The sequence below is a fragment of the Sorangium sp. So ce302 genome, from assembly GCF_051530145.1.
Taxonomy (GTDB): Bacteria; Myxococcota_A; Polyangia; order Polyangiales; family Polyangiaceae; genus Sorangium; species Sorangium cellulosum_B.
Window position 1 is genome coordinate 941,003 of the sequence record NZ_CP150326.1, and the last position, 25,185, is coordinate 966,187.

Below are 25,185 nucleotides of genomic sequence, written 5' to 3' on the forward strand. Positions count from 1 at the left end.
CCTCACGTCCTGGTCATGCAGAGCGGCGCTCTCGAACACCGTCCGTCCCCGTGCTCGCGGCGCGGGCCGCGCGCTCGAGGCGCGAGCGGCGGGCAGGTGACTTAATCGGTTCAGCTTACGTCACTTAATCGGTTCAGTCTATGCGTCCGTGCGGGGGGCCGGGCCCTCGCTCGGGCCAGGCCGGCTCATGCGCGGGGGGGCGGGGCGGTGCTGCCCCGCGTCGCGAGCGTCGGCGCGCTGCACTCGTCGTCGGTTACCGGCTCTCCTGCGACGAGGCGGAGGAGCAGCGCGGCGGCGCGGGAGCCGTGCTCGGCGATGTTGCGGCGCACCGCGGTCAGGGCGGGGTGGACGAGCTGGCACAGCGCCGAGTCGTCCCAGGCCACGATCGAGAGGCGCTCCGGCACGGGGACGCGCATCTCGTGGGCGACCGCGAGCGCGGCCACGGCCATCACGTCGTTGTCGAACACGATGGCCGTCGGCGGCGAGGCCTCGGCCAGGAGCCGCCGTGTGGCCTGGCCGCCTGCCTCGCCCGTGTAGTCGGCGTGGACCGTCTGCACCCGATCCAGGCGCCGCTGGCGCGCGGCCGCGGTGAACGCCTTGGTCCGGACCGCGGTGTGCACGAACTCGGCCGGGCCGGCGACCCGCGCGATCGACCGGTGGCCCAGCGCGGCCAGGTAGTCGACGACGGCCCGCATGGCGCTCGCGTCGTCGCTCCACACCCCGGGCAGCTGCCCCTTGCCCGCCGGCCCGCCGATCACCACCGCCGGGAGCTTCAGCTCCTCGATGAGCTTCACGCGCGGATCGTCGTCGCAGAGGTCGACGAGGATCACCCCGTCGACCCGCCGCTCGGCCCACCAGCGGCGGTAGGTCTCCACCTCGGCCACGCGATCCTCCGTGACCTTGAGCAGCAGCGCCTCGGCCTTCTCGGACAGCTCCGCCTCGATGCCGGAGATGAGCTGCATGAAGAACGGCTCGATGCCGAGCATGTGCGCGGGCCGATCGATGACCAGGCCGACGGCGCCGGCGCGGCCGTCGGAGAGCGCCCGCGCCGCGTTGCTCGGCTGCCAGCCCAGCTCCGCCGCGATGGCCAGGATCCGCTCGCGCGTCGGCTCCGACACGCCGGGCCTGCCGTTCAGCGCATACGACACCGCTCCTTTGGATACCCCCGCCCGCCACGCGATGTCCGTGATCGTCGGACGCTTCACGCATCACCTCCGCTCCAGGCGACGGAGCGCGCCTGCCGTGTGAACCCGCTCTGCCGCATGGCCCCGGTTGGATAGCACGACGGCCCGCTGGCGAGCCGAACGCCGCGCAGGGCCGAGCGCCGCGAGCCAGCGACGAGCCCAGCGCAGCCCCTCCCACACCGTCGCCTGGCCAGGCGAGGCGGGCCAGGCGCCGCGCCGGACGGCCGCGGGGGCCCGGTCAGCGCGCCGCTGTCAAGCGCGGCGCTGCGTCCCGTGGGACTCCGTTGCTGGGCGGACGGGCCGTGTCGCGCTGCTCACGCCACCTCGAGGAGCTCGCGTTCGGTGATGCCGAGCAGGAAGAGGATGGCGTCGAGGCCGCTTGCGGAGAGGGACGTGTCGGCGGCCTCTCGCAGCTTGGGCTTTGCGCGGAACGCGACGCCGAGGCCGGCCCTTTGCAGCATCAGGAGGTCGTTGGCGCCGTCGCCCACGGCGATGGTCTGATCGAGCAACACGCCTTCTGCCTGGGCGATGGTCTCGAGCAGCTCGGCCTTGCGTTGCGCGTTGACGATCGGCCCTGTGACCCGGCCGGTCAGCTGTCCGTTCACGACCTCGAGCGCGTTCGAGTAGGCGTAGTCGATCCCGAGCCGCGCTTTCAGCGCCTCCGCTGCGATCGAGAAGCCGCCGGAGATCACCGCGGTCCGGTAGCCGAGCCGCTTCAGCACCCGGATGAGCGTCTCTGCGCCCTCGGTGATGGGGAGCTCTGCGGCGAGCTTCCGCAGCACGCCGACGTCGAGGCCGCGGAGCAGCGAGAGCCGCTGGCGGAGCGACTCGTCATAATCCATCTCCCCTTGCATCGCGCGTTCGGTGATCTTCGCCACCTGTTCCGCGACGCCCTTCGCGCGCGCCAGCTCGTCGATCACCTCGATCCGGATGAGCGTCGAGTCCATGTCCATCACGACGAGCCGCTTGCTCCGGCGGAAGAGGCCCTCGCGTTGCAGCGCGAGATCGAAGCTGTTCTGCGTCGCGAGGGCGAGGAGGGCCTGCTTGAGGGCGTCGGCCTCCTCTTCGCGCTGGAGCAGCACCTGGATCTCCACCGACGAGAGGCGTTCGACCGACAGCCGCGCGATCTTCTCGATGTTCGCGCCGTGGGCTGCGAGTGTGGAGGCCACGTCGTGCAGCGGCTTCGCGCCGAGCTCGCGGCCGATGGCTGTCACCACGTAGCGGCTCCCGGGCGCGCGCCGCGGCGCGCCCCCGTCGAGGGGCTTGAAGTCGAGCGTCACGCCGAGCTCTTTCGCGGCGAACAGCAGCTCCTTGAGTCCGCTGCGTGTCTCGGGGAAGAGCGCGAGGAGCGCGAGGTTCAGGTTTCCGTGGACCACCACCTGCTCGATATCGAGCAGCGTGGCGCCGATATCGCTGAGGATGCCCGTAAGTCGAGCGGTGATGCCAGGGTGGTCCCTGCCGGTGACGGTGACGAGTATCGGATCGGACGAGACTGTCATGCCGGAGCCCCCTTAACAGCGCCGCGCGGCAGGGTCGACGCCGATAGATCGCTGCACGAAGCAAAACGATGCTTCACCGGAAGAGCGTTTGCCAAACCACCGTTCCCCCTCGCGCTCCACGCCCCGGCGACCTCCTGCTCCGCATGCCCCGCCGCGCCTGCAGCCTCCCCATCCCCCCATCCCCCCATCCCCCCATCCCCCCATCCCCCCACAAAGAGCCCGCGGGGGAGGAGGCTGCGCGCGCGGGGGGGCGGTGGGCGGGCCCCACGAACCCGAGGGCCGGCCCGCAGCGCAGCGACCTCCGCGCGGTCCTCCCTCACCCGTCCAGCCGGCACCAGCCCCCCAAAAGGCCCGAGTTCGTGGGAGGGCCCACCGCCCCCCCCGCGCGCGCAGCCTCCTCCCCCGCGGGCTCCGTAGCTATCGGTAGCGCCCGCCCCCTCGCCCCGCCGCCGCCCGTCCGCCCCCTTTGCCGCCCGCCGCTGGCCGCCCGCCCCCCTTGCCGCCCGGACCGCGCCGGCTCGCCGGCCGCCCAGCCCGCGCCGGCTTCTCCTCGGCCGCCTCGCGCGCCGCGCCGGCGTCCCCGTCCCCCTGCTGTGCCTTGAGCTGCCGGAGCTGATCGCGCAGCCGCGCCGCCTTCTCGAACTCGAGGTTCTCCGCCGCCGCGAACATCTCCTGCCGGAGCGCGTCGATCTGGTCGACCAGATCCATCGCGGCGCGCGCCGCCTCGGCCGCGGGCTTCGCCGGGCCTTTCGGGACGGCGTAGTAGTCGCGCGTGCCCGAGGTGGGCGACAGGTCGAGGATCGCCTTCTTCACCGTGGCCGGCGTGATGCCGTGCTCCTTGTTGTACGCCTCCTGGATCGCGCGCCGCCGGTTCGTCTCGTCCATCGCGCGCTTCATCGCTTCGGTGATGCGATCGGCGTACATCACGACCTCGCCGTGCACGTTGCGGGCGGCGCGGCCGATCGTCTGGATGAGCGAGCGCGGGCTCCGGAGGAAGCCCTCCTTGTCGGCGTCGAGGATGGCGACCAGCGACACCTCGGGGAGATCGAGCCCCTCGCGCAGCAGGTTGATGCCGACCAGGACGTCGAACTCGCCGCGCCGGAGATCGCGGAGGATCTCCACGCGCTGGAGCGTGTCGATGTCCGAGTGGAGGTAGCGGACCCGGATGCCGAGCTCCGTGTAGTACTCGGTCAGATCCTCGGCCATCCGCTTGGTCAACGTCGTGACGAGCACGCGATCGCCGCGGCCGACCCGCTCCCGGATGCGCGCGAGCAGGTCGTCGACCTGACCGGACACCGGGCGGATGTGGATCTGCGGATCGATGAGCCCGGTCGGCCGGATGATCTGCTCGACGACCGAGCCGGCCGACTTCTGCAGCTCGTAATCGCCGGGCGTCGCGCTCACGAAGAGGACCTGCGCGTAGTGTTGCTCGAACTCCTCGAACTTGAGCGGCCGGTTGTCGAGCGCGCTGGGGAGCCGGAACCCGTACTCGACGAGCGTCTCCTTCCGCGCCCGGTCGCCCCGGTACATCGCCCCGACCTGCGGGACGGTCTGGTGCGACTCGTCGATGATGAGGAGGAAGTCCTTCGGGAAATAGTCGATCAGCGTCGGCGGGGGCTCGCCGGCCTTCCGGCCCGAGAGGTGGCGCGAGTAGTTCTCGATGCCGTTGCAGAACCCCATCTGCTCCAGCATCTCGAGATCGTACATCGTGCGCTGCTCGATACGCTGCTTCTCGAGGAAGCGCACGGCCTTGTCGTAGAAGTCGATGCGCTCGCGCAGCTCCTCGCGGATCGCCTGGATCGCGAGCCTGAGCTGCTGTTGCTCGGTGACGTAGTGGGAGCCGGGGAAGACCGCGTAACGATCGAGCTGGCCCACCACCTTGCCGCGGACAGGGTCGACCTCCTTGATGGCCTCGATCTCGTCGCCGAAGAACTCGACCCGGATCGCGAGCGCCTCCTCGTAGGCCGGGAAGATCTCGACGACATCGCCGCGGACGCGGAACGTCCCGCGGTGGAAATCGACGTCGTTCCGCGTGTACTGGATGTCGACGAGCCGCCGCAGGAGCTCGTCGCGGCGGATCTCGGTGCCGCGCTCGAGCTTGATCAGGAGCCCGTGGTAGCTCTCGGCCGAGCCGATGCCGTAGATGCAGCTCACGGAGGCGACGATGATCACGTCCGGCCGCGAGAGCAGCGCGTGCGTCGCCGCGTGGCGCATGCGGTCGATCGCGTCGTTGATGATCGCGTCCTTCTCGATGAACGTGTCGCTCGTCGGGACGTAGGCTTCGGGCTGGTAGTAGTCGTAGTAGCTGACGAAGTAGTGGACGGCGTTGTTGGGGAAGAGCTCCCGCATCTCGCCGTAGAGCTGGGCCGCCAGCGTCTTGTTCGGCGCCATGATGAGGGTCGGCTTTTGCAGCTTTTCGATCACCTTGGCGGCGGTGAACGTCTTGCCGCTGCCCGTGACGCCGAGGAGGACCTGGAAGGCCTCGCCCTGCTCGAAAGCGGAGCAGATCTCCTGGAGCGCGCGAGGCTGGTCACCGCACGGCTTGAATTCGGAGACGAGCTCGAAGTGTGTGGGCATGGAGCGGAGGACCCTAGTGCGGCGAGGCGCTCCTCGCAACCTCCGCGGCCGTCAGGGCCGGAGGGCGGGGTGGCCTCGCTGGGAAGGCGCGGTCTCGTCCGGCTTCGTCCGGCTTCGTCGGTCTTCCAACTATCGGCAACCATTGGCAACCATCGGCCGAGCGGAAATTGTCGACCCACTGTCGTTCACCTGGAACGAGGGCGCCCCACGTCCCGCGCCCCTCCGTCCGGCCCACGCTCGCCCTCGCTTCGCCGCATGCGCCGCACCTCGCCGCGCGCTCGTTGCACCCCCAGAGCGGGCTCCGCGCGCTCGTTGCATGAAGCGCGCTCCGTACGCGCGCGCTGTGCTCGCTGGCCATACGGCCGGGCCGAGCCGAGAGCGCTTGACGTCGGCGCGGGGCCATAGGATTCTAGGTGCTGTCGCGTCGTGGTGACGTGAGCCGAACGCGGAGGTCAGGTCATGAGTGCCAACACATCGCACACCCATTGCGCCGCCGCCGTCGTTTCCGCCGCGGCCGGCTGAGCTCGTCTCCACGTCTCCGCGACGTCGCCCGCGTGCCCTGAGGGGTGCGTGTGTGCCCTGAGCGCGTGCCCCTTCCAGGGATCTGCCCTGGCCGGGCGTGCCTTCTGGCGTGACGTCCTGATCGATCGACGAGCTCCGCTCCGCGGCGGCCCCGCGCGTGGAATGGCCGGCGCGTGCGCGCTTGTGCGCCGCCGCGCCCTGTCCGTCGATCGCCGCGCGCCGAAGCTCGGGCGCGGCCGAACGCCATGGAGCGCTCGTCCGTCATGCAAACTCACCTCGATTCTCTCGTTGATCCGTCTTCGCAGCACGAAATGCAGCCCGATCTGGTCGGGCTTGGATGGACTCCCTTCTTCGCGAGCCAGCTCGCCTGTCTCAAGGATGCCGTGCAGCCTGCGCGCGTCGTCCTCGCCTCCGCGTCCAGGCACCACGTTCAGACCGCGGATGGCCCGCGCCTCGCGGTGGTCAGCGGTCGCCTCGCGCACGAGGCCGCGGATCGCGCGGCGCTCCCCACCGTCGGTGACTGGGTGGGGCTCAGGCCTGGCGACGGCGCCGGGCCTTCGTACATCGTGCACACGTTCGCGCGGAGCACGTGCCTGCGCCGCAAGGCCGCTGGGCCCACGGTGGAGGCCCAGGTGCTCGCGGCCAACATCGACAAGGTGTTCATCGTCACGTCGCTGAACGCCGACTTCAACCTGCGCCGCCTCGAGCGCTACATCGACGCCGTCCTCGACAGCGGTGCTCGCCCGGTCCTCGTGCTCAACAAGGCCGATGTCTGCCCGGATCCGGCGCGGTACATCGACGCGGCGCGGGACGTCGCCCCTGCCGCGCCGATCGCGCTCGTCAGCGCGCTCTCCGGCGCCGGCCTCGACGCGCTCCGCGCCGAGATCGGGGCAGGGGAGACCATCGCCCTCGTCGGCTCGTCCGGCGTGGGGAAGTCCGCGCTCAGCAATCGCCTGCTCGGCGCGGAGGTCCAGCTCGAGGGCGCGATCCGGGCTTCGGACGAGCGTGGCCGCCACACGACGGCTCACCGGGAGCTGTTCCTGATCCCTGGCGGTGGCCTCCTCATCGACACGCCGGGCATACGGGAGCTCGGCGTCTGGTCTGCGGGCGGCAGCGCCCCGGCCGGCTTCGACGACGTCGAGGCCCACGCCGCGGCCTGCCGCTTCCGGGACTGCGCGCACGATGGCGAGCCCGGCTGCGCGGTGCTCCGTGCCATCAAGGACGGCGACCTCGATCCCGAGCGTCTCGGCGCCTACCTCAAGCTGGGTGCGGAGCGACGCCACCTCGCCGGGCAGCAGGACGTGCGCGTGAGGATCGAGGAGAAGCGGCGCTGGAAGCAGATCTCGAAGCAGATGCGCGCCAATCCGAAGCGATAAGCAGAGCCGCCCTCCCGCCCCCGGCGTCCCCGCCACGCCGCGTAGACACCCCCAGCAAATCCCCCCGCATCCTCCCCCCGCCCGCCTGCACGCACCTTCGTAACCGCTCTTTCCCATCCCTTGGAAAGGGCCCTCGGGAGGGGGTGTCGCGCGCGGGGCCGGCGGGGGAAGGGCCCCACGAACCCGAGCGCCGGCCCGCATCGAAGCCACTCGCTCCTGGTTCTCCCTCCCCGTTCAGCCGGCCATAGCCATCACAAGGCGCGAGTTCGTGGGAAGGGCCCCCCGCCGGCCCCGCGCGCGACACCCCCTCCCGAGGGCTCCCCCGCGTCCTGGAGAGCCCTCTCCGTCCCGTGTCCCGTCAGATCCCGTATTGCCGGAGCTTCTTGTGGAGCCCCTCGCGCGTGATCCCGAGCGACTTGGCCGCGTTGGTCTTGTTGTTGTTGTGCCCGCGCAGCGCTTCCAGGAGGAAGAACTTCTCGACCGCGTCCATCATCTCCTTGAGCGACCCCTTCGGCGTCCCCGCCCGCGCGATGAGCCCCTCGACCTGCCGGATCCTCGGCGAGAGCAGCTCCGGCGTCCCGAACGCCCCCGGCTCCAGCTGGATGACGATCCGCTGCACCTCGTTCTGGAGCTCCCGGACGTTGCCCGGCCAGTCGTACGCGATCATGAGCTCCATCGCCTGCTGGCTGAACCCGCCGCAGGGCTTGCCGATCTCGTCCGCGTAGCGCTCCAGGAAATGCGCCGCGAGAAGCGAGATGTCGTCGCGCCGCTCTCGCAGCGGCGGCAGGCGGATCGGGAAGACCTTGAGGCGGTAGTAGAGGTCCTCGCGGAACCGCCCCTTGGCCACCTCGTCCTCGAGGTTCCGGTTCGTCGCGGCGACGATGCGCACGTTGACGTGCTTCGGGCTCGTCGCGCCCACGGGGCGGATCTCGCCCTCCTGGAGCGCCCGGAGGAGCTTCGATTGCAGCGATAGCGGCGTCTCGGTGATCTCGTCGAGGAAGAGCGTGCCCCCGTCGGCGATCTCGAACAGCCCCTTCTTCTCCTCGGTGGCGCCCGTGAACGACCCCTTCTTGTGCCCGAAGAGCTCGCTCTCCAGGAGGCTCTCGGCCAGCGCCGCGCAGTTCTGCGCGACGAACAGCTTGTCGCGGCGGCGAGAGCGGTAGTGGACGGCGGCGGCGATGAGCTCCTTGCCCGTGCCCGTCTCGCCCTCGATCAGCACCGTGACGCGCGTGTCGACCACCTTGTCGAGCTGCCCGATCACCTTGCGCATCGCGTCGCTGTTGCCGATGATGTCGACCGCGCCCCCGCTGCCGCCCCGGCGGCGCTCCTCGCGCCCCTTGAGGAAGCTGTTCTCCTTCTGGAGCCGCTCCTCCGCGAGCACGAGCCGCTTGATGAGCCGGGCGTTCGCCACCGCGAGCGAGGCGTTGGCGGCCAGCACGAGGAGCGTCTCCAGGTCGCCGGCGTTCAGCATCCCGGGCACGCTCCGGTTGTCGGCCTGGAGCACGCCGATGATCTCCTCGCCCTTCCAGAGCGGGACGGCGAGCGTGCTGCGGATCGAGGCGCCCATCAGCGACTCGGACTGCCCGACCTCGATCGGCGCGTCGGCGGCGAGCACGGCCGCCCGCTCCTTGATCACCTTCCGGTACACGCTGCGCGTGATCGGGACCGGCCCTGCAGGCGGCCCCCCTTTGCCCGACGCGGACCGGACCCGCGTCAGCACCGGCACGAACGCCGCCGGCGCCGCGCCCGGCTCCTGGTCGTCGTCGCGCAGCACCACCGTGACGTGGGTCGAGCTCGGCACCAGCGCGAGCACCGCGTCGGCGATCTCGGCGAGCACCTCGTCGAGATCGGTCGCCGCACCGATGCGCTTCTGCGCCGCGTACATCGCGGACAGCGCGCTCGGGTCGCGCTCGATCTTCGCCTCGGCAGGCTCGATCTCGTCGAGGCGGCGGATCGAGACGACCCGCGCGTCGTCGGCCTCCTCCGGGATCTTCACCACCATCCGGGTGACCGCGTCCCCGGAGCCGAGCTCGATGACGTCCCCCGTCTGGAGGGCGAGCGCGCTGCGCCCCGCGCCGAGCTCCAGCCGCTCGCCCCGCCGCGTCACGCTCGTGCCGTTCGTCGAGCGCAGATCCTCGAGGATCACCCCGTCGGCGCCGCTCACGATGCGCGCGTGCGCCCCGGAGACGTGGCGATCGTCGAGGACGACGCGGTTGTCCGACGAGCGCCCGAGCGTGATCAGCTCGCCCTGGAGCTCGAAGGTGCGCCCGGCAGCGAGACCCTGGGTTACCTCGAGCACGATCATGGTTCGTTCTTCAGCTGGGAAGACCCCGTGACAAGGGCCGGAGTAAACCGTCAAGACGGCGGAGACGCCAGGAAAAATCAGGAGCCAGGCGCGTCAGTGGAGCTTCGCGCAAGCTTCGCGCGAGCGTCGCGCGAGCTCGGGCAAGCATCGCGTCCGGGTGGCGCCAATCAAGGAAAATCTGGACCCAGGTGATGTGCCCGCCTGCGCGCTCCATGCGCCCCGTGCGCCCCGACCGCGGACGGGGCGCACGGCGCTGCGGCGGTCACTGCGCGCGGGCGGTGAGGCGGTAGATGACCGTCTTGAAGGGCGCGTTGCCGGCGATCTTCTCGGGATCCTTCGAGGCCTCGCCGTCGTCGACGATCTTCTGCAGCTTGGTCGCGACCTCGGCGTCGCCCTTCGGCGAGAGGGCGTCGATGACCGAGACCGAGACGAAGCGGACGGCCGCGTTCGAGACCTTCGGCATCGCGTTGATGATCTGCTGCCGGACCTCGGGGGTGCCGAGCACGCCCGCCATGTAGGCGGACTTGATCCCCTGGAACTGCGTCTCCTTCGCCTGCGACGCCGGATCGCCGAGCTTGCCGACGTAACACTCGAGCTTGGTGCCGCAGGCCCCGAGCAGCTCCTTCGCGATCTTGATCTCCTTCTCCATCGACTTGCCGACCGTGCCGCCGCCGCTCGTGCGGGTGCCCGCGAGCCGATCGACGTCGGCGATCTGGTCGGGCTTCATCAGCTTGAGCGCCGTCTGCAGCGAGACGTCGCGGATCTGCGCGACGTCGTCCTCCTCGCCGCGCGCCTCGAGGCCGGTCTTCACGAGCCACGGCACGAGGCTCGCGTCGAAGAAGTTGCTCGCCGCCTCGGCGAGCATCACCCGCGCGTTGATGCCGGCCGGCGGCATCTCGAGCCCCGCGGGCGTCTTCTCGTAGGCCGCCTGGAAGGCCGCGAGGGTCTCCGGCGTCCTCGGCACCTTGGTCAGCTCGCGCGCGATGATGGCGCGCGGCACGTCGTCGGCCTTCTCGAGCGCGGCGAGCAGCGGCTGCGACGACTCCTGCCGGCCGATCGTCGCCAGGACGAGGGCGGCCGCCGCGACGTGGGCGGTCTCCGCGGCTTTCTTCTGCTCCGCGTTCGCCTTGTCGCCGCCGGCGCCCTTCAGGTTCTCGACCTTCGAGTACTCGACGAGCTCCTTCTGGTCGCCCTGGAGCAGCGCGATCGTCGGCTGGATCGCGGGCTTGCCGATCTTCGTGAGCGCCAGGATGGCCGTCGTGGCCGCGTCCGCCTTGAACGGCGACAGCACCACCTTGAGCAGCGGCACGACCGCCTTCTCGCTGCGCTGCCACCCGAGCAGCTCCGCGGCGGTGATCTGCCAGAACAGCTCGTTCCGCATCGTGCTGACGTCCTTCGGGTCGTTGATCGGGCGCCCGATCATCGTGATGAGCCCGTCTTCCCAGGACTTGCTGTTGATGTCGACCATCGCGTCGTGCACGTCGCGCGAGATCGTCGAGCCCTTGGGCTTGCCGTGCTGGAGCTTCGAGAAGACGGCCATGAGCGGCTCGGCGGCCTTCTCCGACTTCATCGCGCCGAGGCCGCGCACGGCCCAGCGGACGTCCTCCTCGGTGGACTCGGGCTTGTAGTCCTTGAGCGCCTTGATGAGGCAGGCCTCGCCGCGCGGGTCCCTCGTGTCGGAGATGAACTTGATGAGCTTCGAGTTCGTGCGCTCGTCGAGATCGCCGGCCACGCACTTCTGCGTCATCGGCTCGATGATCTTGTCGAGGAGCGGCTTCACGGTCGGGCCGGTCCGGTCCTTGTTGTCACGCGTCATCGCGTCTTCGAAGAACTGGACGAGCCGGTTGACGGAGGCGGTGAGCGTGGCCGGGTCGTCGAGCCGCTTGACGTGCGTCTCGGGGTCGTTCTCGTCGCCACATCCGACGATGACCCCTGCGGAGAGCGCCATCGACGACGCGGTGGCGGCCCCCAGGAGGAGCGAGCGAAGGAGCGGCAGGATGCTGCGTGCTGAGCGGGACATGGTGTTTCCTCCGGGACCTCGGTGATGCTGCCGGCCTGACCTCGCCGTCGCACGGTGCGCTTCAGGAGAGGCGGTCAGCGGCTAGCCTTCGTTAGCCTGAGGGGACGAAAGCGGACAAAAACAGCGCGCGGCAGGGGGCGCGGCCCCCCTTCGGCCACGACGTGGCGCCGCTCCGCCATTGGAAACGGCGAAGCCGACGCTATTCGCCGCCAGAGAACGTGTCAACGCGAGCGCGGCGCCGAGACGAGCCGGCGGATCCCCGTGGCGAAGAGGCGGTCGGGGATGACACGGCGCAGCGCGACGAGCGCCCGTGCGTCCCGGCCGACGAGGGTCCTGAAAGGCGGCGATGCGTCGTCGATGAGGCGGAGGATCGCCGCCGCGACCGGGGTGGGCGGCGACGCCTTGGCGGCGTCCTTCAGGACGATCTGCTCGATCGCCCTGGTCATCGCGCCGTAAGGGCCTTCGAGCGAGACGTGGGCGCCGCGCCGCTGGTTTTCGTAGAAAATTTCGGTCTTGAAGGTGCCGGGCTCGACGAGGCAGACATGGACGCCGAACGGGGCGACCTCCCAGCGCAGCGCCTCGCTGAAGCCCTCGACGGCGTGCTTCGTGGCCGCGTAGGCGCTCACGCCGGGGAGGCCGACGAGCCCGGAGAGGCTCGAGACGTTGACGATGCGGCCGCGCCCCGCGCCGCGCATCGCCGGGAGCACCGCGCGCGTCACGGCCATCAGCCCGAAGACGTTGGTCTCGAACTGCGCCCGGACGTCGCCGTCCGCCTGCTCCTCGAAGGCGCCGCCGACCGCGATGCCGGCGTTGTTGACGAGGGCGTAAGCGGGGCCGTGCTTCCGAAGGATCTCCCCGACCCTGTCGGGCGCGCTCGCCGCGGCGACGTCGAGCTGCTCGATCTCGAGCGTGACGCCCCGCGCGCCGGCGGCGGCGAGGAGCGCGCCGGCCTTCTCGGGGCGGCGCATCGTGGCGATGACCCGGTGGCCCGCGGCCGCGCACGCGACCGCGGTCGCGAGGCCGATGCCGCTCGAGGAGCCGGTGACGAGGACGAGGTGACCCATGACGAAGGGGCGCGAGTATAGGCGAAGCGCGACGCGGCGGGGGAGCGCGGGGCGCGCGGCGCGTGCGGCGCGTCGAAGCGCCGCCGCCGCCGCGCCGTCAGGGCAGGCGCTCAGCCGATGATCATCGCCTCGCTGAGGAGCCGGCCCTCCCTGAAGCGCCGCAGGTTCCAGCGATCGAACAGGGGGAGGGAGGCGCCCTCGGCGATGTGCTGCGCGAGGAGCTTGCCCATGACGGGCGCGATCATGAAGCCGTGCCCCATGAACCCGGAGGCCTGGTAGAAGTGCTCGACCTCGTCGACCCCGCCCACGATCGGGTTCTGATCCGGGGTGAGGTCGTAACAGCCGGCCCACTGCCGCAGCACCTTCACGCTGCCGAGGAGGGGGCACGCGGCGACGAGCGCCCGCGCGTACAGGGAGAGGAACTTGTGGCTCGACCCCATGTCGAGGCCGTCGGGGACGTCCTCGTTGGAGATGCCGCCCACGATCTCGCCGCGCATCGACTGGGAAAAATAGAGGCCGTTCGAGAGATCCGCGACGAGCGGGCCGAGCCAGGGCTTGAGCGGCTCGGTCGAGCAGATCTCGTGGCGGTGCGGGTGGTTGGGCAGCTCCACGCCGAGCATGCGCGCGATCTCGGGGCTCCACGCGCCGGCCGCGTTGACGACCTTGTTCGTCCGGATCTCGCCGCGATCGGTGACCACCGCGTCGATCCGCGCGCCCTGCGTGCGGAAGCCGAGGACGTTCGTGAAGGTGGCGATGTCGACGCCGAGCTTCTGCGCGCGCTCGGCGTAGCCCCAGACGAACGGCCAGGGGAACACGACGCCGTCGTCGGGGTTGTAGCTCGCCGCCACGACACCGTCGGTCGAGAGCTGCGGCACGATCGCGCGCGCCTCGTTGGCGGTGAGCATCCGCGTCCCGAGGCCGCACGCGTTCTGCACGGCGACGCTCTTCTCGAGCGTCCGGCGGCCCGCCTCGCTGCGCACGAGGAAGAGGTAGCCGCCCTGCCGGAACCAGATGTTGATCTTCATCTCGCGGGCGAAATCCCGGCAGATGCGGATGCTCTCCTGCATGAGCCGGATGTTGCCCTCGCTCGAGAACTGCGCCCGGACCCCGCCGCCGTTGCGCCCGCTGGCGCCGCCGCAGAGGTAGCTCCGGTCGACGACGACGATGTCGGTGATGCCGTGGTGCCGCGCGAGGTTGTACGCGATCGCGAGGCCCATGATCCCCGCGCCGATGATGACGATCTCGGCCTGCCCCCGCATCGCGCCTCAGCCGAGCTCCGACCTCGCCGCGGCGACGACGGCGGCCTGGAGGGCGCCGTTCGAGGCGATGATGCCGCGGCCGAGCTTGAGCCCGGGGCCGTTGTAGTCGATGGGCGCGCCCGAGAGATCGGTGAAGCTGCCGCCCCCCCCGAGGAGCACGGCCTCGGGCGCGCAGCTGTCCCAGAGCTTGGCGCCGCCGCCGCCGTGCACGTAGAGGTCGACCTCGCCGGTCGCGATCCGGGCGATCTTCACGCCGACCGAGCCGCAGGGGACGACCTTCGAGATGCCGAGCCGCGCGAGGAGCGGCTCGAGCTCCTTCGGCCGGTGCGAGCGCGAGACGATGAGCGTCGCGTCGGCCGGAGCGCTCACGGCCGAGACCCGGAGCGGCCTGCGGCTGCCGTCCCTCGCCTCGAGGAAGGCGGCGCCGCCCTCGCCGGCGCGACCGGCCAGCGCCTCGCCCGTCGTGGGCATCACCACGACGCCCAGCGCCGCGCGGCCGCGGTCCGCGAGCCCGATCATCACGGCGAACTCGCCGTTCCTGTCCGCGAACTCCCGCGTGCCGTCGAGCGGGTCGACGAAGAACACCCGCTCCTTCCGCAGGCGCGAGGCGAGCTCGTCGCCGGTCGGGACGCTCTCCTCGGCGAGGATCGCCTCGCCGGGGAACGCGGCCTCGAGCGCGCTGCAGATGAGCGCGTTCGCCTCGCGGTCGGCGCGGGTCACCGGGTCGCCGGGGCCCTTCATCTCGACGGCGAACGGCGTCGCGTACACGTCCATCACGATCGCCGCCGCGGCGCGCGCGATGCGGACGATCTCGTCGAGCTCCCTGTCGTTCTGGTCCATCCTGCTCACACCTCGATCCCGGCCTGCTTGAGGCGCGCGGAGAGCTCCGTGAGCGCCGTGTCCTGGAGGTAGGGCGGCATGCCGGCCTCGCGGACGAGCTGGTCGAGCTGGGCGACCGAGCGGGGGCCGAGCACGGCGGACGAGACGACGCGGTTCGCGAGGACGAAGCGCAGGGCCGCCGAGCGGAGCGAGGTGACGGCGCCCGAGACCAGCGGCCTGAGCGCGTCGAGCTGGCGGATGCGGGTCTTGAGCTCGTCGCGGGTCCACCGCTGGTAGCGGTGATCGTCGAGGTAGAACTCGCGCTCGGGGCTCCACTGGCCGGCGAGCAGCCCGTGCGCGAGCACCGATCGGGCGAGGACGCCCGCGCCGGACTCGGAGACGTCGCTGGCGACGTCGTGGAGGTCGCCGGGGAAGAAGGCGTTATAGGCGATCTCGATGACGTCGACCTCGTCGCGCAGCGCGGAGCGGGCGACGTCCGCGGAGCCGGCGCTCACGCCGTAGGCGCGGATCTTCCCGGCCTGCTTGAGCTCCTTCAGGAAGGCGAGGGCCTCCTTCGATTGCATCGCGGCCACGGTGGGGTTGTGGAGCAGGACGACGTCGACCACCTCGCGGGCGAGGCGCTCCTGCGACCGCTCGAACGCGGTGCGGAGGTGGGCCGGGTCGAACCGCTTCGTCGGGGGATCGCCGTCGCGAACGGTGCCGATCTTGGTGACGACGAACGTCGTGCCGGCGCCCTGGAGCCGCCTGCCGAGGCAGCGCTCCATCTCGCCGCGGCCGTAGACGTCGGCGGTGTCGAAGAGGTCGATGCCGACCGCGAGCGCGCGATCGATGACGCGATCGATCTCGACGTCGGCGACGGGACCGTAGCCGTCGCCGGAGAGTCCCCAGGTGCCTAGGGCGAGCTCCGAGACCTGAAGGGTCGTCTTGCCGAGGGGGCGCTTCCTCACGGGCGGCGATCTACACCAGCGCCGGGAGGGCGCCACGAAATAGGGGCGGAGCTCCGGGCACGGCGCGCCGCGTCGCGCGCCCTCTCGGAGCGGCGGAGCTGCCCCGGGGCGGGCGTCCCCCGTCGCGCCTCGGCGCGCGGTGGCAGGGCGCGTCCTCCGGAGCCTCACGCGCCGGCGCGGGTCGTCGGGCCGCCACGTCCCTGCGCGCTCGGCCACGGAACGCTCCATGCCAGAGAGCCAGGGAAGGGGAGTGATGCGGAAGCGCGCGGGGCGGCGCCGCGGGGGGCAGGGTCTTCAGGTGACATGTCGAGTCGAGCCCTGCCGATGGCCGACGAAGGGGGCTGGAGAGTATGGCGAAAGGGCCTAATGAGGCGTCGGCGGCCGAACCCATCCGCGACCGGAGGTCGCGGCCGCCCGCGGTGAGCTCCTCTGCGCGGCGCGCGCTGGAGCTCGTCGCCGTCCGAGGCAAAGACGTGCTCGGCGTCCGCCACGTGCTCGCGGAGGGGCGCGCGCACATCGGCGACACGCCCGCGTCCATCGTGCGCGTGCCGTCGGGGGAGCTCGACAGAGCGGCCCCGGTCATCGCGGAGGTGATCGGCGCCCGCTACGTGCTGCACGTCCCGCGGCGGACGCGGGCGCGCCTTCACGGCGCGGACGGGCTCGCGCGCCTCTTGACGGGCCCGGCCGACATCGAGCTCCAGGAGGGAGACCGCGCCGTGCTCGTGATCGGGACCGTCCAGATCCGCGCGCAGATCGTGCCCATCGAGATCATCTCGCGCCTGGGGGCGTCCGGCCTGCGCTGGATCGGCCTCATCGGCGCCCTCTACCTCGTCGCGCTCGGCATCTGCGCCGCCCTCGCGCCGCGCGACCGCGCCCGCCTCGACGAGGGGTCGATCCGCCGCGCTGTAGGCGAGGCCGCGGCGCAGCTGTGGGCAGAGCACGCCCCTGTGCCATGACGCGACGGCACCGCCGAACGGGCGCCGAGCGGGCCGTCACCGGCGGGTGATGCCCGCGCGTCATGGAGTGGTATTCTCTGCCCTCCATGCGATTCAAGATCGTTTTGCCCCTTCCGGCTCAACTCCTGCTCTGCCCGCTCGCCGTCCTCGGCTGTGGCGGCACGTCCGCCGAGCACGAAGACCTGAGCAGCGAGCCGCGGGGCGGGATCCTGAGCCTGCCGTCCGGCTGGAGCTCCATCGAGCCGGGCGGCGAGACGACGTGCTCGCGCGGTGATCCTTTCAAGTACTTCGTCCGTCCGGGCACCGTCAATCGCCTCATCGTCGAGTTCCGCGGCGGCGGCGCGTGCTGGGACGCGACCACGTGCTCGTTCGCGGGAGCGCTCTTCCAGGAGACGGTCGGCGAGGACGCCCTGACGACCGGGATCTACGATCATGAGAACCCGGACAACCCCTTCAAGGAGTGGCACCATGTGTACATCCCCTATTGCACCGGGGACGTCCACTGGGGCGACAACGTGGCCACGTATGGGGAGGGGAGCCAGGCCGTCACCATCCAGCACAAGGGCGCCGTCAACGTCCGCGCGGCGCTCGGCTGGATCTACGAGAACGTCCCCGCGCCAGAGAAGATCTTCGTGACGGGCTGCAGCGCGGGCGCGTATGGCGCCATCCTCTGGTCCGCGCACCTGCGAGAGCACTACAAGAGCGCGTCGGTCATCGAGTTCGCAGACAGCGGGGCAGGGATCATCACGGAGACGTTCTTCAGGGACAGCCTTCCTTCCTGGAAGCCCGAGGGCGCTTATCCCACATGGATACCTGGCCTCGACCCGGCCGAGCTCGCGCGGCTGTCGGTGCTCTACGAGAAGATCGGCGCCCATTACCCCGACATGCGCCTGTCGCAGTACAACACCGCCTATGATGAGGACCAGGTCTTCTTCTTCAACGCGATGGGCGGCGGCGACGCCCAGGCGTGGTCAGACGCCATGAGGGCAGAGATCGCCGAAATCGAGGCGTCGACGCCGAACTTCAGGTCGTTCCTTGCCGCCGGCTCCGCGCACTGCATCCTCTGGCGGCCGGAATTTTACACCCTCGAGTCGCGCGGAGCGCGCCTCGTGCAATGGCTCGACGGGCTCGCGAACGGTGCGCCGCCGCCGAGCGTCGCGTGCGACGCTTGCGGCTCGCCTTGAGCGTCGCCCGGGGGCGGGCGGCGCGGCGGCCTGGCACCGAGGGGCGGGGTGCGCGCTGGTCGGCGTCGGGCGGAGTGTGCGCGCGAGGGCGGGCGCAGGGGGCGTGGTCGCCCGCTCAGGCGTGCGCCGTCGCGGCGCCAGTTGACGCGCAGCCAGAGCTCTAGATTATGTCCGCCGCGAACGCGGGCGCGTGGGCGCATCCGCGGCGGCCCCGGAGGAAGAGCTCCGGGGGGGAGACAGAGGGATCCATGCGCACGCTTTGTATCGATATCGGCGGAACGGGGATCAAGGCCACCATCCTCGACGAGCAGGGGACTCCGATGACGGATCCCGTGCGCGTGCCGACGCCCCAGCCGGCCTCGCCGGACCCCATCCTCGACCTCATCGAGGAGATCGCCCGGGCGCAGGGGGAGTTCGATCGCGTCTCGATCGGCTTCCCCGGGGTGGTGATGGAGAACGTGACCAAGACGGCGCCGCACCTCGACAACGAGAAGTGGAAGGGCTACCCGCTCGGCGAGGCCGTCGAGCGCCGCCTCGGCAAGCCTGTCCGCGTCGCCAACGACGCGGGCATCCAGGGGCTCGCCGTCATCGAGGGCAAGGGGCTCGAGATGGTGCTCACCTTCGGCACGGGGCTCGGATGCGCGCTGTACATCGACGGCCGCTACGTGCCGAACCTCGAGCTCGGGCACCATCCGTACGGAAAGAGGGACCTGAAGTACGAGGACCGCGTGTTCGACGCCGAGTGCAAGCGCATCGGCCCGAAGCGCTGGAACAAGCGCGTGCGCAAGATGATCGAGCAGGTCGAGCCGATCTTCAATTACCGCAAGCTCTACCTCGGCGGCGGCAACGCGCGCCTGCTCGATGCCTCGCGGCTGCCCGAGAACGTCGTCGTGGTGGACAACGTCGCTGGCCTGCTCGGCGGAATCAAGCTCTGGGCCTAGCCCAGCGCGGCCGCGCGCCCGTGCGCTGGCGGGGAGGCCGGTCCCCTCGCCCGCGCGGCCTTCTCGCCTGGCCGCCTTGTCGCCTGAGACGACGCGCCGACCCTGGGGCGGGCCTGCGCGGGCGTGGGTCGCGCCGGTTCCCAAGCGGGCGTGACCGTCGTACCCTGACCCGATGAACTCGCCCGACGCACCGAAGCCCGACGCACCGCCCGCGGCCAATCCAGCGGCGGACGCTGATCTCGATCCGTTTCGCCTCCAGTCGCCGGAGACCCTCGCGAACCCGTACCCCGTGTACGCCAGGTTGCGCCAGGAAGCGCCCGTGTACTTCAGCGCGGCTTACAACGGCTGGCTCGTCACCCGCTACGACCAGGTTGCGGCGGGCTTCCGTGACCCGCGCCTGTCGGCGAAGCGCTCCAGCGCCTTCGTGACGAAGCTGCCTGACGAGGTGCGGCAGCGGCTGGAGCCCTTGCGCCGCAACCTGGCGTCGTGGGCTCTGCTGCTCGATCCGCCGGAGCACACGCGCATCCGCTCGCTGATCAACAAGGCGTTCGTGCCGCGGCTCGTCGAGGGGTTGCGCTCCCGTGTGGAGACGCTGGTCAACGAGCTGCTCGACGCGGTCGCCCCGGCGGGCCGGATGGATGTCCTCCGCGATCTCGGCGACCTCTTGCCGCTGCTCGTGATCGGCGAGGTGCTCGGTGTACCCGCCGAGGACCGGCACCGGCTGAAGGGCTGGTCCAACGCGCTCAGCGGCTTCCTTGGCGCGGGCCGGCCGACGCTGGAGATCGCGGGGGGCGCGCTGAGCGCCGTGGCCGAGCTGGAGGACTATTTCCGCGGCGTGATCGCGGCCCGGCGGCAGAGCCCCGGCAACGACCTGCTCAGCCAGCTCATCCTCGCGGAGGAGCAGGGCATGATCCTCGGCGAGCAGGAGCTGCTCTCGACGTGTTGCATGCTGCTCTTCGGCGGCCACGAGACGACGAAGAACCTCATCGGCAATGGCCTGCTCGCGCTCCTTCTCCACCGTTCCGAGCGCGAAGCGCTGCGCGGTACCCCGTCGCTGATCGGCCCGGCGGTGGAGGAGCTGCTCCGATACGACTCTCCGGTGCAGTGGATGAGCCGCGTCGCGCTCGAGGACATCGAGCTCGACGGCGTGCGGATCCCGAAGGGTGATCGCGCCTTCCTGGTGCTCGGCGCGGCGAACCGCGATCCCGCGCAGTTCCCCGACCCCGACAAGCTCGACTTCCGCCGCACCGACATCCGTCACATCTCGCTCGGCGTGGGCGTTCATTACTGTGCCGGCTCCGCGCTCGCCCGCGTCGAGGCCCAGGCTGCCATCTCCACGTTCCTGCGCCGTTTCCCCGACGCCGAGCTCTCCCCTGGGCCGCTGACCTGGCGGATGAACCCCGGCATGCGCGGCCTCACCGCCCTCCCGATAGAGCTAGGCCCGCAGAGCTCTGCCTCCTGACCTCCCTGTCCAACTCCGGACCCTCGTTCCCCAACCCGCCAGCTCCACTATGGAGCCGCCGGGGAGAGGGGAGGGGGCGCGCGGGGGCGAGGGGGAAGGGCCCCGCGGATCCGAGCGCCGGCCCGCTCCGCAGCCAGTCCCCCCAGATCTTCCTCTCCCGCACAGCCGGCCATAGCCACCACAAGGCGCGAGTCCGCGGGAAGGGCCCCCCTCGCCCCCGCGCGCCCCCTCCCCTCTCCCCGGCGGCCGTTGCGCTCTGGTCCAGGTTCTAGTTGTTGAGCCGCATCCCCGGCGCCAGCTGTCCAGGCAGCGCCACCGCCGTCGCCTCCAGCCCCGCGACCGGATATGCGCAGTAGTCCGCCGCGTAATACGCGCTGGGCCGGTGGTTCCCGCTGCTCCCGACCCCACCGAACGGCGCGGCGCTCGACGCCCCCGTCAGCGGTTTGTTCCAGTTGACGATCCCCGCCCGGGATTCCCGCCAGAACCGCTCATAGAGCTCCCTGCGATCCGAGATCAACCCGGCCGCGAGCCCATAACGCGTGCGGTTGGCCAGCGAGAGCGCCTCATCGAAGCTCCCGTAGCGCTGCACCTGCACGAGCGGCCCGAAATGCTCCTCGTCCGGTAGCTCCTTGATCGCCGACACATCGAGGATGCCGGGCGAGAGCAGCGCGGTTCCCTCCTCGAGCCGGCGCATCTCCAGAAGCACCTCGCCGCCGAGCGAGACCAGCCGCGCCTGCGCCGCGAGCAGCCGATCCGCCGCCGCGAGCGAGATCACCGCGCCCATGAACGGCTGCTCTGCGTCGTCGTACCTGCCCACCTTGAGCCGGGACGCCGCGTCGACCAGGCGCGCCAACAGCGCGTCGCCCTCCGGCGTCGCCGGCACGAGCAGCCGCCGCGCGCACGTACACCGCTGGCCCGCCGAGATGAAGGACGACTGAAGGATATGGTGGATCGCCGCCTCGGTGTTCGCGACGTCCTGGACGATGAGCGGGTTGTTGCCGCCCATCTCCAGGGCGAGGATCTTCTCCGGTTGGCCCGCCAGCTGCCGGTGCAGCGCGTTGCCCGTGCCGGAGCTGCCCGTGAAGAAGAGGCCGTCGATGCCCGGGTGACCGGCGAGCGCGACGCCGGTGCGCCTCCCCCCCTGGACCAGGTTGAGCACCCCGGCCGGGATCCCCGCCTCCTCCCAGAGCCGCGCGGTCCCCTCCGCGACCCTCGGCGTGAGCTCCGAGGGCTTGAACACCACGCAATTGCCCGCGATCAGGGCCGGGACGATGTGGCCGTTCGGCAGGTGGCCCGGGAAGTTGTAGGGCCCGAGCACGGCGACCACGCCGTGCGGCCGATGGCGCACCACGGCCGTCGCGTCGCCCGCCTCGGCCTGGCGCTCGCCCGTCCGTTCGCGCCAGGCCATCAGCGACACGTCGATCTTGCCGATCATCGTCTGGACCTCGGTGAGCGCCTCCCAGCGCGGCTTGCCCGTCTCCAGCCCGATCACGTCCGCGAGCCGGGGCTTGTGCTCGCCCAGGAGGCCGGCGAACCGCTTCACCAGCGCCGCCCGCTCCTCCAGGCCGCGATCGCGCCACGCAGCGAACGCGCCGCGCGCCGCCGTCACGGCCGCGTCGACCTGCTCCTCGCTCGCGGCGCGCCCCTCGAAGACGACCGCCTGTGTCACGGGGTTCCGGCTCGCGAACGGCTCGCCCGCGCCGGTCACCCAGCTGCCGTCGATGAAATGCGTCGACATGGTCACCTCTCTGTCGCGGAGCTCCCCCCGCGGAACACCACACGGGCTCAACAGTCCGTCCAGCCAGTATGGTTTGCGTCCACCTCGCTCCGCCAGGGTGCATCGTACCAGAGGCCGGCGCCCCCAGGGCTCGCGCGCCCCCGGGCGGAACATCGCGCCGGCGACCGCCCAGGAAAGATGGGGCCGCTCGCCGAGCTCGCCAGGGCTTCGCCGCGTCAGGGGGGGACCACAACATCATGTGTTCCGGCGCGACTGAGCCCCAACCAGAGGGGGCCGCTCGGCCAGTTGCTCTCTTGGTGAGAATCCAGGAGCCGAGATCTCAATGCGCCTCGTGCTCGACCGTTCCGAGTCCGCTCGCGGCGGGCGCGCGACATTCACGGGGATGCACCGTGGCGAACAGGTGTGCTGAGCGTGATTGCGCGTTGGATCACGCTCCGGGCGCACTGCAGCAGGGCGCTCTCCACGCCCGGTGACACCAAGTCTTGACGGTCCTGTGGCTGGCGTGGAGACGTGCTCATGTCAGTTTTCCCGCCGATGCATCACACGGTGGCTATCTCAGACATCCATCTATGTGAGCTCGAGCCGTCCGACGGTCTCTGGATGCGCTATCGGCAGGCGCCGTACTCCCCGGACGGGGAGATTGCGGTGATGCTCGACGCGCTCCGGGGAGAGGTCCGGAAGGGGACGGGCAGCTCCGGAGGGCCCGGCGCGGAGCGCGACGAGCTGACGCTGGTCCTGAACGGCGACATCTTCGACCTGGATGCGCCTCGGGTGATCGGCAACGAGAGCGTGGTCCACGACCTGCCGCGCACCGCCGAGCACGCCGTGCCGGCGATGGAGGCCATCCTGCGCGATCACCCGGTGTTCGTCGCGGCCGTCGGCCGGATCGTCGCGGACGGGCACACCGCGGTCTTCGTGGCGGGCAACCACGACATCCAGCTCACGCTGCCCGAGGTGCGCGAGGCGGTGCAGCGGAGCGTCGTGGACGCGGCCATGCACGAGCTCGCCACCCGGGACGGCGGCCTTCCGGCGGGATCGACCGAGGACCTCCGCGCGGCGCTCGCGGCGCGGGTGGTCTTCCGCGCCTGGTTCCACCGCACGCACGACGGCGTCATCGTCGAGCACGGCAATCAGTACGACTCGTACTGCTCTTATCGCTACCCGATGGCGCCATTCGGCCGGAATCCGGGGGAGATCCAGCCGACGATGGGCTCGCTCGTGAGCCGCCTGCTCGTGTCGCGGATGGGGTACTTCAACCCGCACGTCGACTCGTCGTTCATGCTCTCCGGCTTCGGCTATCTCTCTCACTGGACGCGGTACTACCTGTTCTCTGGCCGCTCCCTCGTGCTCGCCTTCGGCGTGGGCGCGCTGCGCACGATGATCGAGCTCGTGCGCCGGCGCGACCCGAGCCGCCGGGCGCTCCGGCGCGCGGACCTCGCCGCGGCCGCCCGCGAGACGGGCGCGCCTTTCCCCGCCGTGGTCAAGCACGCGCGGCTGTTCGCGCGGCCGGCCGAGGACTGCCTCGGCCGCGTGGCGCGCGAGCTCTGGCTGGATCGCCTCGGGCTCGCGGCGGTCGGGATCCTCGCGGCGCTCGCGTGCCTGTGCTGGATGCCGGGGGGGCTCGCGGCGGCGGCGTTGCTCGCGCCGACGCTCCTCGTCGCGTACGAGTGCACGGTCCCGAAGCCCACGCTCGACGCCGTCTGGCAGGGCGTGAACCGGGCGGCGCGGTCCGTGGCCAGGGCGCACGGCGCCAAGGCCGTGATCTTCGGGCACACCCACAACCCGGAGGGGAGCTGGGAAGGCGGGGTGTTCTTCGGGAACACCGGCTCCTGGTCCGCGGCGTTCGAGGACATCGCGTGCACGCAGCCCGTCTTCGAGGCGCGCCCGCTCGTCTGGTTGCGGTCCGAGGACGATGCGGGTCCCGAGGCGCCCCTGTCGGGCGGCCTCGTGATGTGGAAGGACGAGCGGTTCCAGCCCTGGAGAGCCGATGCGAGGCCGTCCGTGCCGAAGAAGGCCGAGATGGCCAAGCGCCCGCGCCCCGCCGCGCTTCGGCCCCAGGCCACGGCCGCGCTGCGCGGCTAGGCTGCCGGCGCTCATCACCCTGGTGTACCTGGCTCGCTGGGTCGTCCTCACCCCCGGCAGGACCTTGGATGGGCAGCGAGCTCCGCGCCGCCGCCTTCAGACCCGGAGAGCCTCGCGCCTGCCACCCTCACGGCGCCTCAGCCCAGCACCGCCCCGTAGAAGTCGCGCGGATCCATCTGCTCGGGGAAGACCGAACAGCCGCCGTCGTTGATCTCGATCACCGTAGTTCCACCGCGCTCGAGCCGGGCCACGTCCGCCGTGAAGAACGGGGAGCCGATGACCTGCCCGAGATGGGCGAATTGCTCCGGAAGATCGAGCGTGGAGTCCACGTCGTAGTACGGCGCGTGCGCCACGAGCCGCCCCTCCCAGAACACGAGGCGGTGCTCGTCGGTCACGCGGCGCTGGCCGGGCGCCCAGCCGGGCAGCGTCGCGAGGTCGAGGTACTTTCTCACGACGAACCCCCGCTCGAAGCGGTCCCCGCGGAGCTCCAGGATCTTCTCGCACACCTCGGCGAAATCGTCGTACGTGGCGCCCTCGGGCACAAAGCACGCACGATGCCAGAGCTCCTTGACCGATTTCACGTGGTCCTTGACCACCCACGGCGGCGGCCCGAGCTCCAGGGCCACCTCCCACGCTTCCCGGATGTCTTCGCCTTCGGTCCACCGCGTGGGCGCCGTCTTGTCGCCGAGCAGCGGGACGTAATTGGGCATGTACATCGCCTCGGCGAAGCTCTCCGGATCGACGACGAGCTCCTCGCCGCGGTCCTGCATGGCCTCGTACAGGCCCGTGTATTCTTCTTCGCTCAACATCCATCCCCGGTAGAGCCACGTCCGGTGCCGGGGCCTCGGCAGCCGGCGCAACGCGCGCTCCGGCTCGCCATTCACGACGGGATCGAGCGGGATCGCATAGGACTCGATGCCGAGCTCCTCGGCGGCCAGCACGTCGATCTCGAAGCGATCCTCGGCGAACTGAGGGACATGGGGTCTTCCGAAGAGGATGGTGACGTCGCTCATGGAGTCCTCCTGGGTGCCGCCGCGCCCGGGTCCGGGTCGGCGCGGCGGACAAGGTGGATCCACGTTCGCGAAGAACCAGTCTTGCGAAGAGCGATCGCTTGCGAGAGGATAGACTCAACGGGGGCGAAAATCGGGTCTTTCAGCGCCTGTCGGGTTGAGCCCAGCGCGCCCGGACGATAGAGTCGGCTCGGACCTCGGCCCTGGGGAGCTCCCCGG

The 25,185-nt window shown here is 71.0% G+C and carries 17 protein-coding genes; 6 read left to right on the top strand and 11 right to left on the bottom strand.

Features of this window, described 5'->3' with window-relative positions:
• Nucleotides 1-185: 185 nt before the first annotated feature.
• The 3 genes from WME73_RS03550 to uvrB form a co-directional block, all read right to left on the bottom strand.
• Nucleotides 186-1,205: a LacI family DNA-binding transcriptional regulator gene (locus WME73_RS03550; protein ID WP_437549493.1), complete on the bottom strand. Its 1,020-nt coding sequence runs from the start codon at nucleotides 1,203-1,205 to the stop codon at nucleotides 186-188.
• A 293-nt stretch (nucleotides 1,206-1,498) separates the two neighbouring features.
• A complete protein-coding gene (gene serB, locus WME73_RS03555) occupies nucleotides 1,499-2,683 on the bottom strand; it encodes a phosphoserine phosphatase SerB (protein WP_012233298.1) in 1,185 nt (394 codons plus the stop codon).
• A gap of 417 nt (nucleotides 2,684-3,100) precedes the next feature.
• Nucleotides 3,101-5,260 (bottom strand): excinuclease ABC subunit UvrB, encoded by a 2,160-nt coding sequence (uvrB, locus tag WME73_RS03560; protein ID WP_437744157.1) that lies wholly within the window; start codon nucleotides 5,258-5,260, stop codon nucleotides 3,101-3,103.
• 833 nt (nucleotides 5,261-6,093) lie between these two features.
• Between uvrB and rsgA the strand changes: the two genes are divergently transcribed.
• Nucleotides 6,094-7,158 (top strand): ribosome small subunit-dependent GTPase A, encoded by a 1,065-nt coding sequence (gene rsgA, locus WME73_RS03565; RefSeq protein ID WP_437914728.1) that lies wholly within the window; start codon nucleotides 6,094-6,096, stop codon nucleotides 7,156-7,158.
• 358 nt (nucleotides 7,159-7,516) lie between these two features.
• Here the strand turns inward: rsgA and WME73_RS03570 are convergent, their stop codons facing one another.
• The 6 genes from WME73_RS03570 to WME73_RS03595 form a co-directional block, all read right to left on the bottom strand.
• Nucleotides 7,517-9,463, bottom strand: a complete 1,947-nt coding sequence (locus WME73_RS03570) for a sigma 54-interacting transcriptional regulator (RefSeq protein WP_437864576.1) — start codon at nucleotides 9,461-9,463, stop codon at nucleotides 7,517-7,519.
• 262 nt (nucleotides 9,464-9,725) lie between these two features.
• Complete coding sequence (locus WME73_RS03575) at nucleotides 9,726-11,483, bottom strand: hypothetical protein (RefSeq protein ID WP_437914729.1); 1,758 nt, start codon at nucleotides 11,481-11,483, stop codon at nucleotides 9,726-9,728.
• Nucleotides 11,484-11,704: 221 nt separating this feature from the next.
• Nucleotides 11,705-12,547, bottom strand: coding sequence for an SDR family NAD(P)-dependent oxidoreductase (locus WME73_RS03580; RefSeq protein WP_437744161.1), 843 nt, complete (start codon nucleotides 12,545-12,547; stop codon nucleotides 11,705-11,707).
• A gap of 110 nt (nucleotides 12,548-12,657) precedes the next feature.
• Nucleotides 12,658-13,806, bottom strand: a complete 1,149-nt coding sequence (locus WME73_RS03585) for an NAD(P)/FAD-dependent oxidoreductase (RefSeq protein WP_437744162.1) — start codon at nucleotides 13,804-13,806, stop codon at nucleotides 12,658-12,660.
• Between the two features lie 6 nt (nucleotides 13,807-13,812).
• A complete protein-coding gene (locus WME73_RS03590) occupies nucleotides 13,813-14,646 on the bottom strand; it encodes a 3'(2'),5'-bisphosphate nucleotidase CysQ family protein (RefSeq protein WP_437744163.1) in 834 nt (277 codons plus the stop codon).
• 5 nt (nucleotides 14,647-14,651) lie between these two features.
• Nucleotides 14,652-15,593 (bottom strand): aldo/keto reductase, encoded by a 942-nt coding sequence (locus WME73_RS03595; RefSeq protein WP_437744164.1) that lies wholly within the window; start codon nucleotides 15,591-15,593, stop codon nucleotides 14,652-14,654.
• Between the two features lie 419 nt (nucleotides 15,594-16,012).
• On the opposite strand from WME73_RS03595, the gene WME73_RS03600 reads away from it, so the two are divergent.
• From WME73_RS03600 to WME73_RS03615, 4 genes are all read left to right on the top strand, one after another.
• Nucleotides 16,013-16,549 carry a hypothetical protein gene (locus WME73_RS03600; RefSeq protein ID WP_437744165.1) on the top strand — a complete coding sequence of 179 codons (537 nt, stop codon included), beginning with the start codon at nucleotides 16,013-16,015 and terminating at the stop codon, nucleotides 16,547-16,549.
• Between the two features lie 86 nt (nucleotides 16,550-16,635).
• Nucleotides 16,636-17,733, top strand: a complete 1,098-nt coding sequence (locus WME73_RS03605; RefSeq protein ID WP_437914730.1) for a pectin acetylesterase-family hydrolase — start codon at nucleotides 16,636-16,638, stop codon at nucleotides 17,731-17,733.
• A 248-nt stretch (nucleotides 17,734-17,981) separates the two neighbouring features.
• Nucleotides 17,982-18,674 carry an ROK family protein gene (locus tag WME73_RS03610; RefSeq protein ID WP_437531806.1) on the top strand — a complete coding sequence of 231 codons (693 nt, stop codon included), beginning with the start codon at nucleotides 17,982-17,984 and terminating at the stop codon, nucleotides 18,672-18,674.
• A gap of 172 nt (nucleotides 18,675-18,846) precedes the next feature.
• Entirely contained in the window at nucleotides 18,847-20,136 is a 1,290-nt protein-coding gene (locus WME73_RS03615; protein WP_437744167.1) for a cytochrome P450, read from the top strand.
• Between the two features lie 268 nt (nucleotides 20,137-20,404).
• Here WME73_RS03615 and astD read toward each other — a convergent pair whose 3' ends face one another.
• On the bottom strand, nucleotides 20,405-21,874 hold the full coding sequence (gene astD / locus WME73_RS03620; protein WP_437914731.1) for a succinylglutamate-semialdehyde dehydrogenase: 1,470 nt from the start codon (nucleotides 21,872-21,874) through the stop codon (nucleotides 20,405-20,407).
• A gap of 546 nt (nucleotides 21,875-22,420) precedes the next feature.
• Between astD and WME73_RS03625 the strand changes: the two genes are divergently transcribed.
• Nucleotides 22,421-23,956, top strand: a complete 1,536-nt coding sequence (locus tag WME73_RS03625; RefSeq protein WP_437914732.1) for a hypothetical protein — start codon at nucleotides 22,421-22,423, stop codon at nucleotides 23,954-23,956.
• A gap of 137 nt (nucleotides 23,957-24,093) precedes the next feature.
• On the opposite strand, the gene WME73_RS03630 is transcribed toward WME73_RS03625, so the two are convergent.
• The gene (locus WME73_RS03630; RefSeq protein WP_437744172.1) at nucleotides 24,094-24,969 is read right to left on the bottom strand and encodes an ATP-grasp domain-containing protein; all 876 of its coding nucleotides are present in this window, start codon (nucleotides 24,967-24,969) and stop codon (nucleotides 24,094-24,096) included.
• Nucleotides 24,970-25,185: the final 216 nt, after the last annotated feature.

What these genes read in the sequence shown, in the direction of transcription:
- serB (WP_012233298.1), bottom strand. Translation starts at nt 2,683, where the DNA reads ATGACAGTCTCGTCCGATCCGATACTCGTCACCGTCACCGGCAGGGAC.
- uvrB (WP_437744157.1), bottom strand. Translation starts at nt 5,260, where the DNA reads ATGCCCACACACTTCGAGCTCGTCTCCGAATTCAAGCCGTGCGGTGAC.
- rsgA (WP_437914728.1), top strand. Translation starts at nt 6,094, where the DNA reads ATGCAGCCCGATCTGGTCGGGCTTGGATGGACTCCCTTCTTCGCGAGC.
- WME73_RS03570 (WP_437864576.1), bottom strand. Translation starts at nt 9,463, where the DNA reads ATGATCGTGCTCGAGGTAACCCAGGGTCTCGCTGCCGGGCGCACCTTC.
- WME73_RS03575 (WP_437914729.1), bottom strand. Translation starts at nt 11,483, where the DNA reads ATGTCCCGCTCAGCACGCAGCATCCTGCCGCTCCTTCGCTCGCTCCTC.
- WME73_RS03580 (WP_437744161.1), bottom strand. Translation starts at nt 12,547, where the DNA reads ATGGGTCACCTCGTCCTCGTCACCGGCTCCTCGAGCGGCATCGGCCTC.
- WME73_RS03585 (WP_437744162.1), bottom strand. Translation starts at nt 13,806, where the DNA reads ATGCGGGGGCAGGCCGAGATCGTCATCATCGGCGCGGGGATCATGGGC.
- WME73_RS03590 (WP_437744163.1), bottom strand. Translation starts at nt 14,646, where the DNA reads ATGGACCAGAACGACAGGGAGCTCGACGAGATCGTCCGCATCGCGCGC.
- WME73_RS03605 (WP_437914730.1), top strand. Translation starts at nt 16,636, where the DNA reads ATGCGATTCAAGATCGTTTTGCCCCTTCCGGCTCAACTCCTGCTCTGC.
- WME73_RS03610 (WP_437531806.1), top strand. Translation starts at nt 17,982, where the DNA reads ATGCGCACGCTTTGTATCGATATCGGCGGAACGGGGATCAAGGCCACC.
- WME73_RS03615 (WP_437744167.1), top strand. Translation starts at nt 18,847, where the DNA reads ATGAACTCGCCCGACGCACCGAAGCCCGACGCACCGCCCGCGGCCAAT.
- astD (WP_437914731.1), bottom strand. Translation starts at nt 21,874, where the DNA reads ATGTCGACGCATTTCATCGACGGCAGCTGGGTGACCGGCGCGGGCGAG.
- WME73_RS03630 (WP_437744172.1), bottom strand. Translation starts at nt 24,969, where the DNA reads ATGAGCGACGTCACCATCCTCTTCGGAAGACCCCATGTCCCTCAGTTC.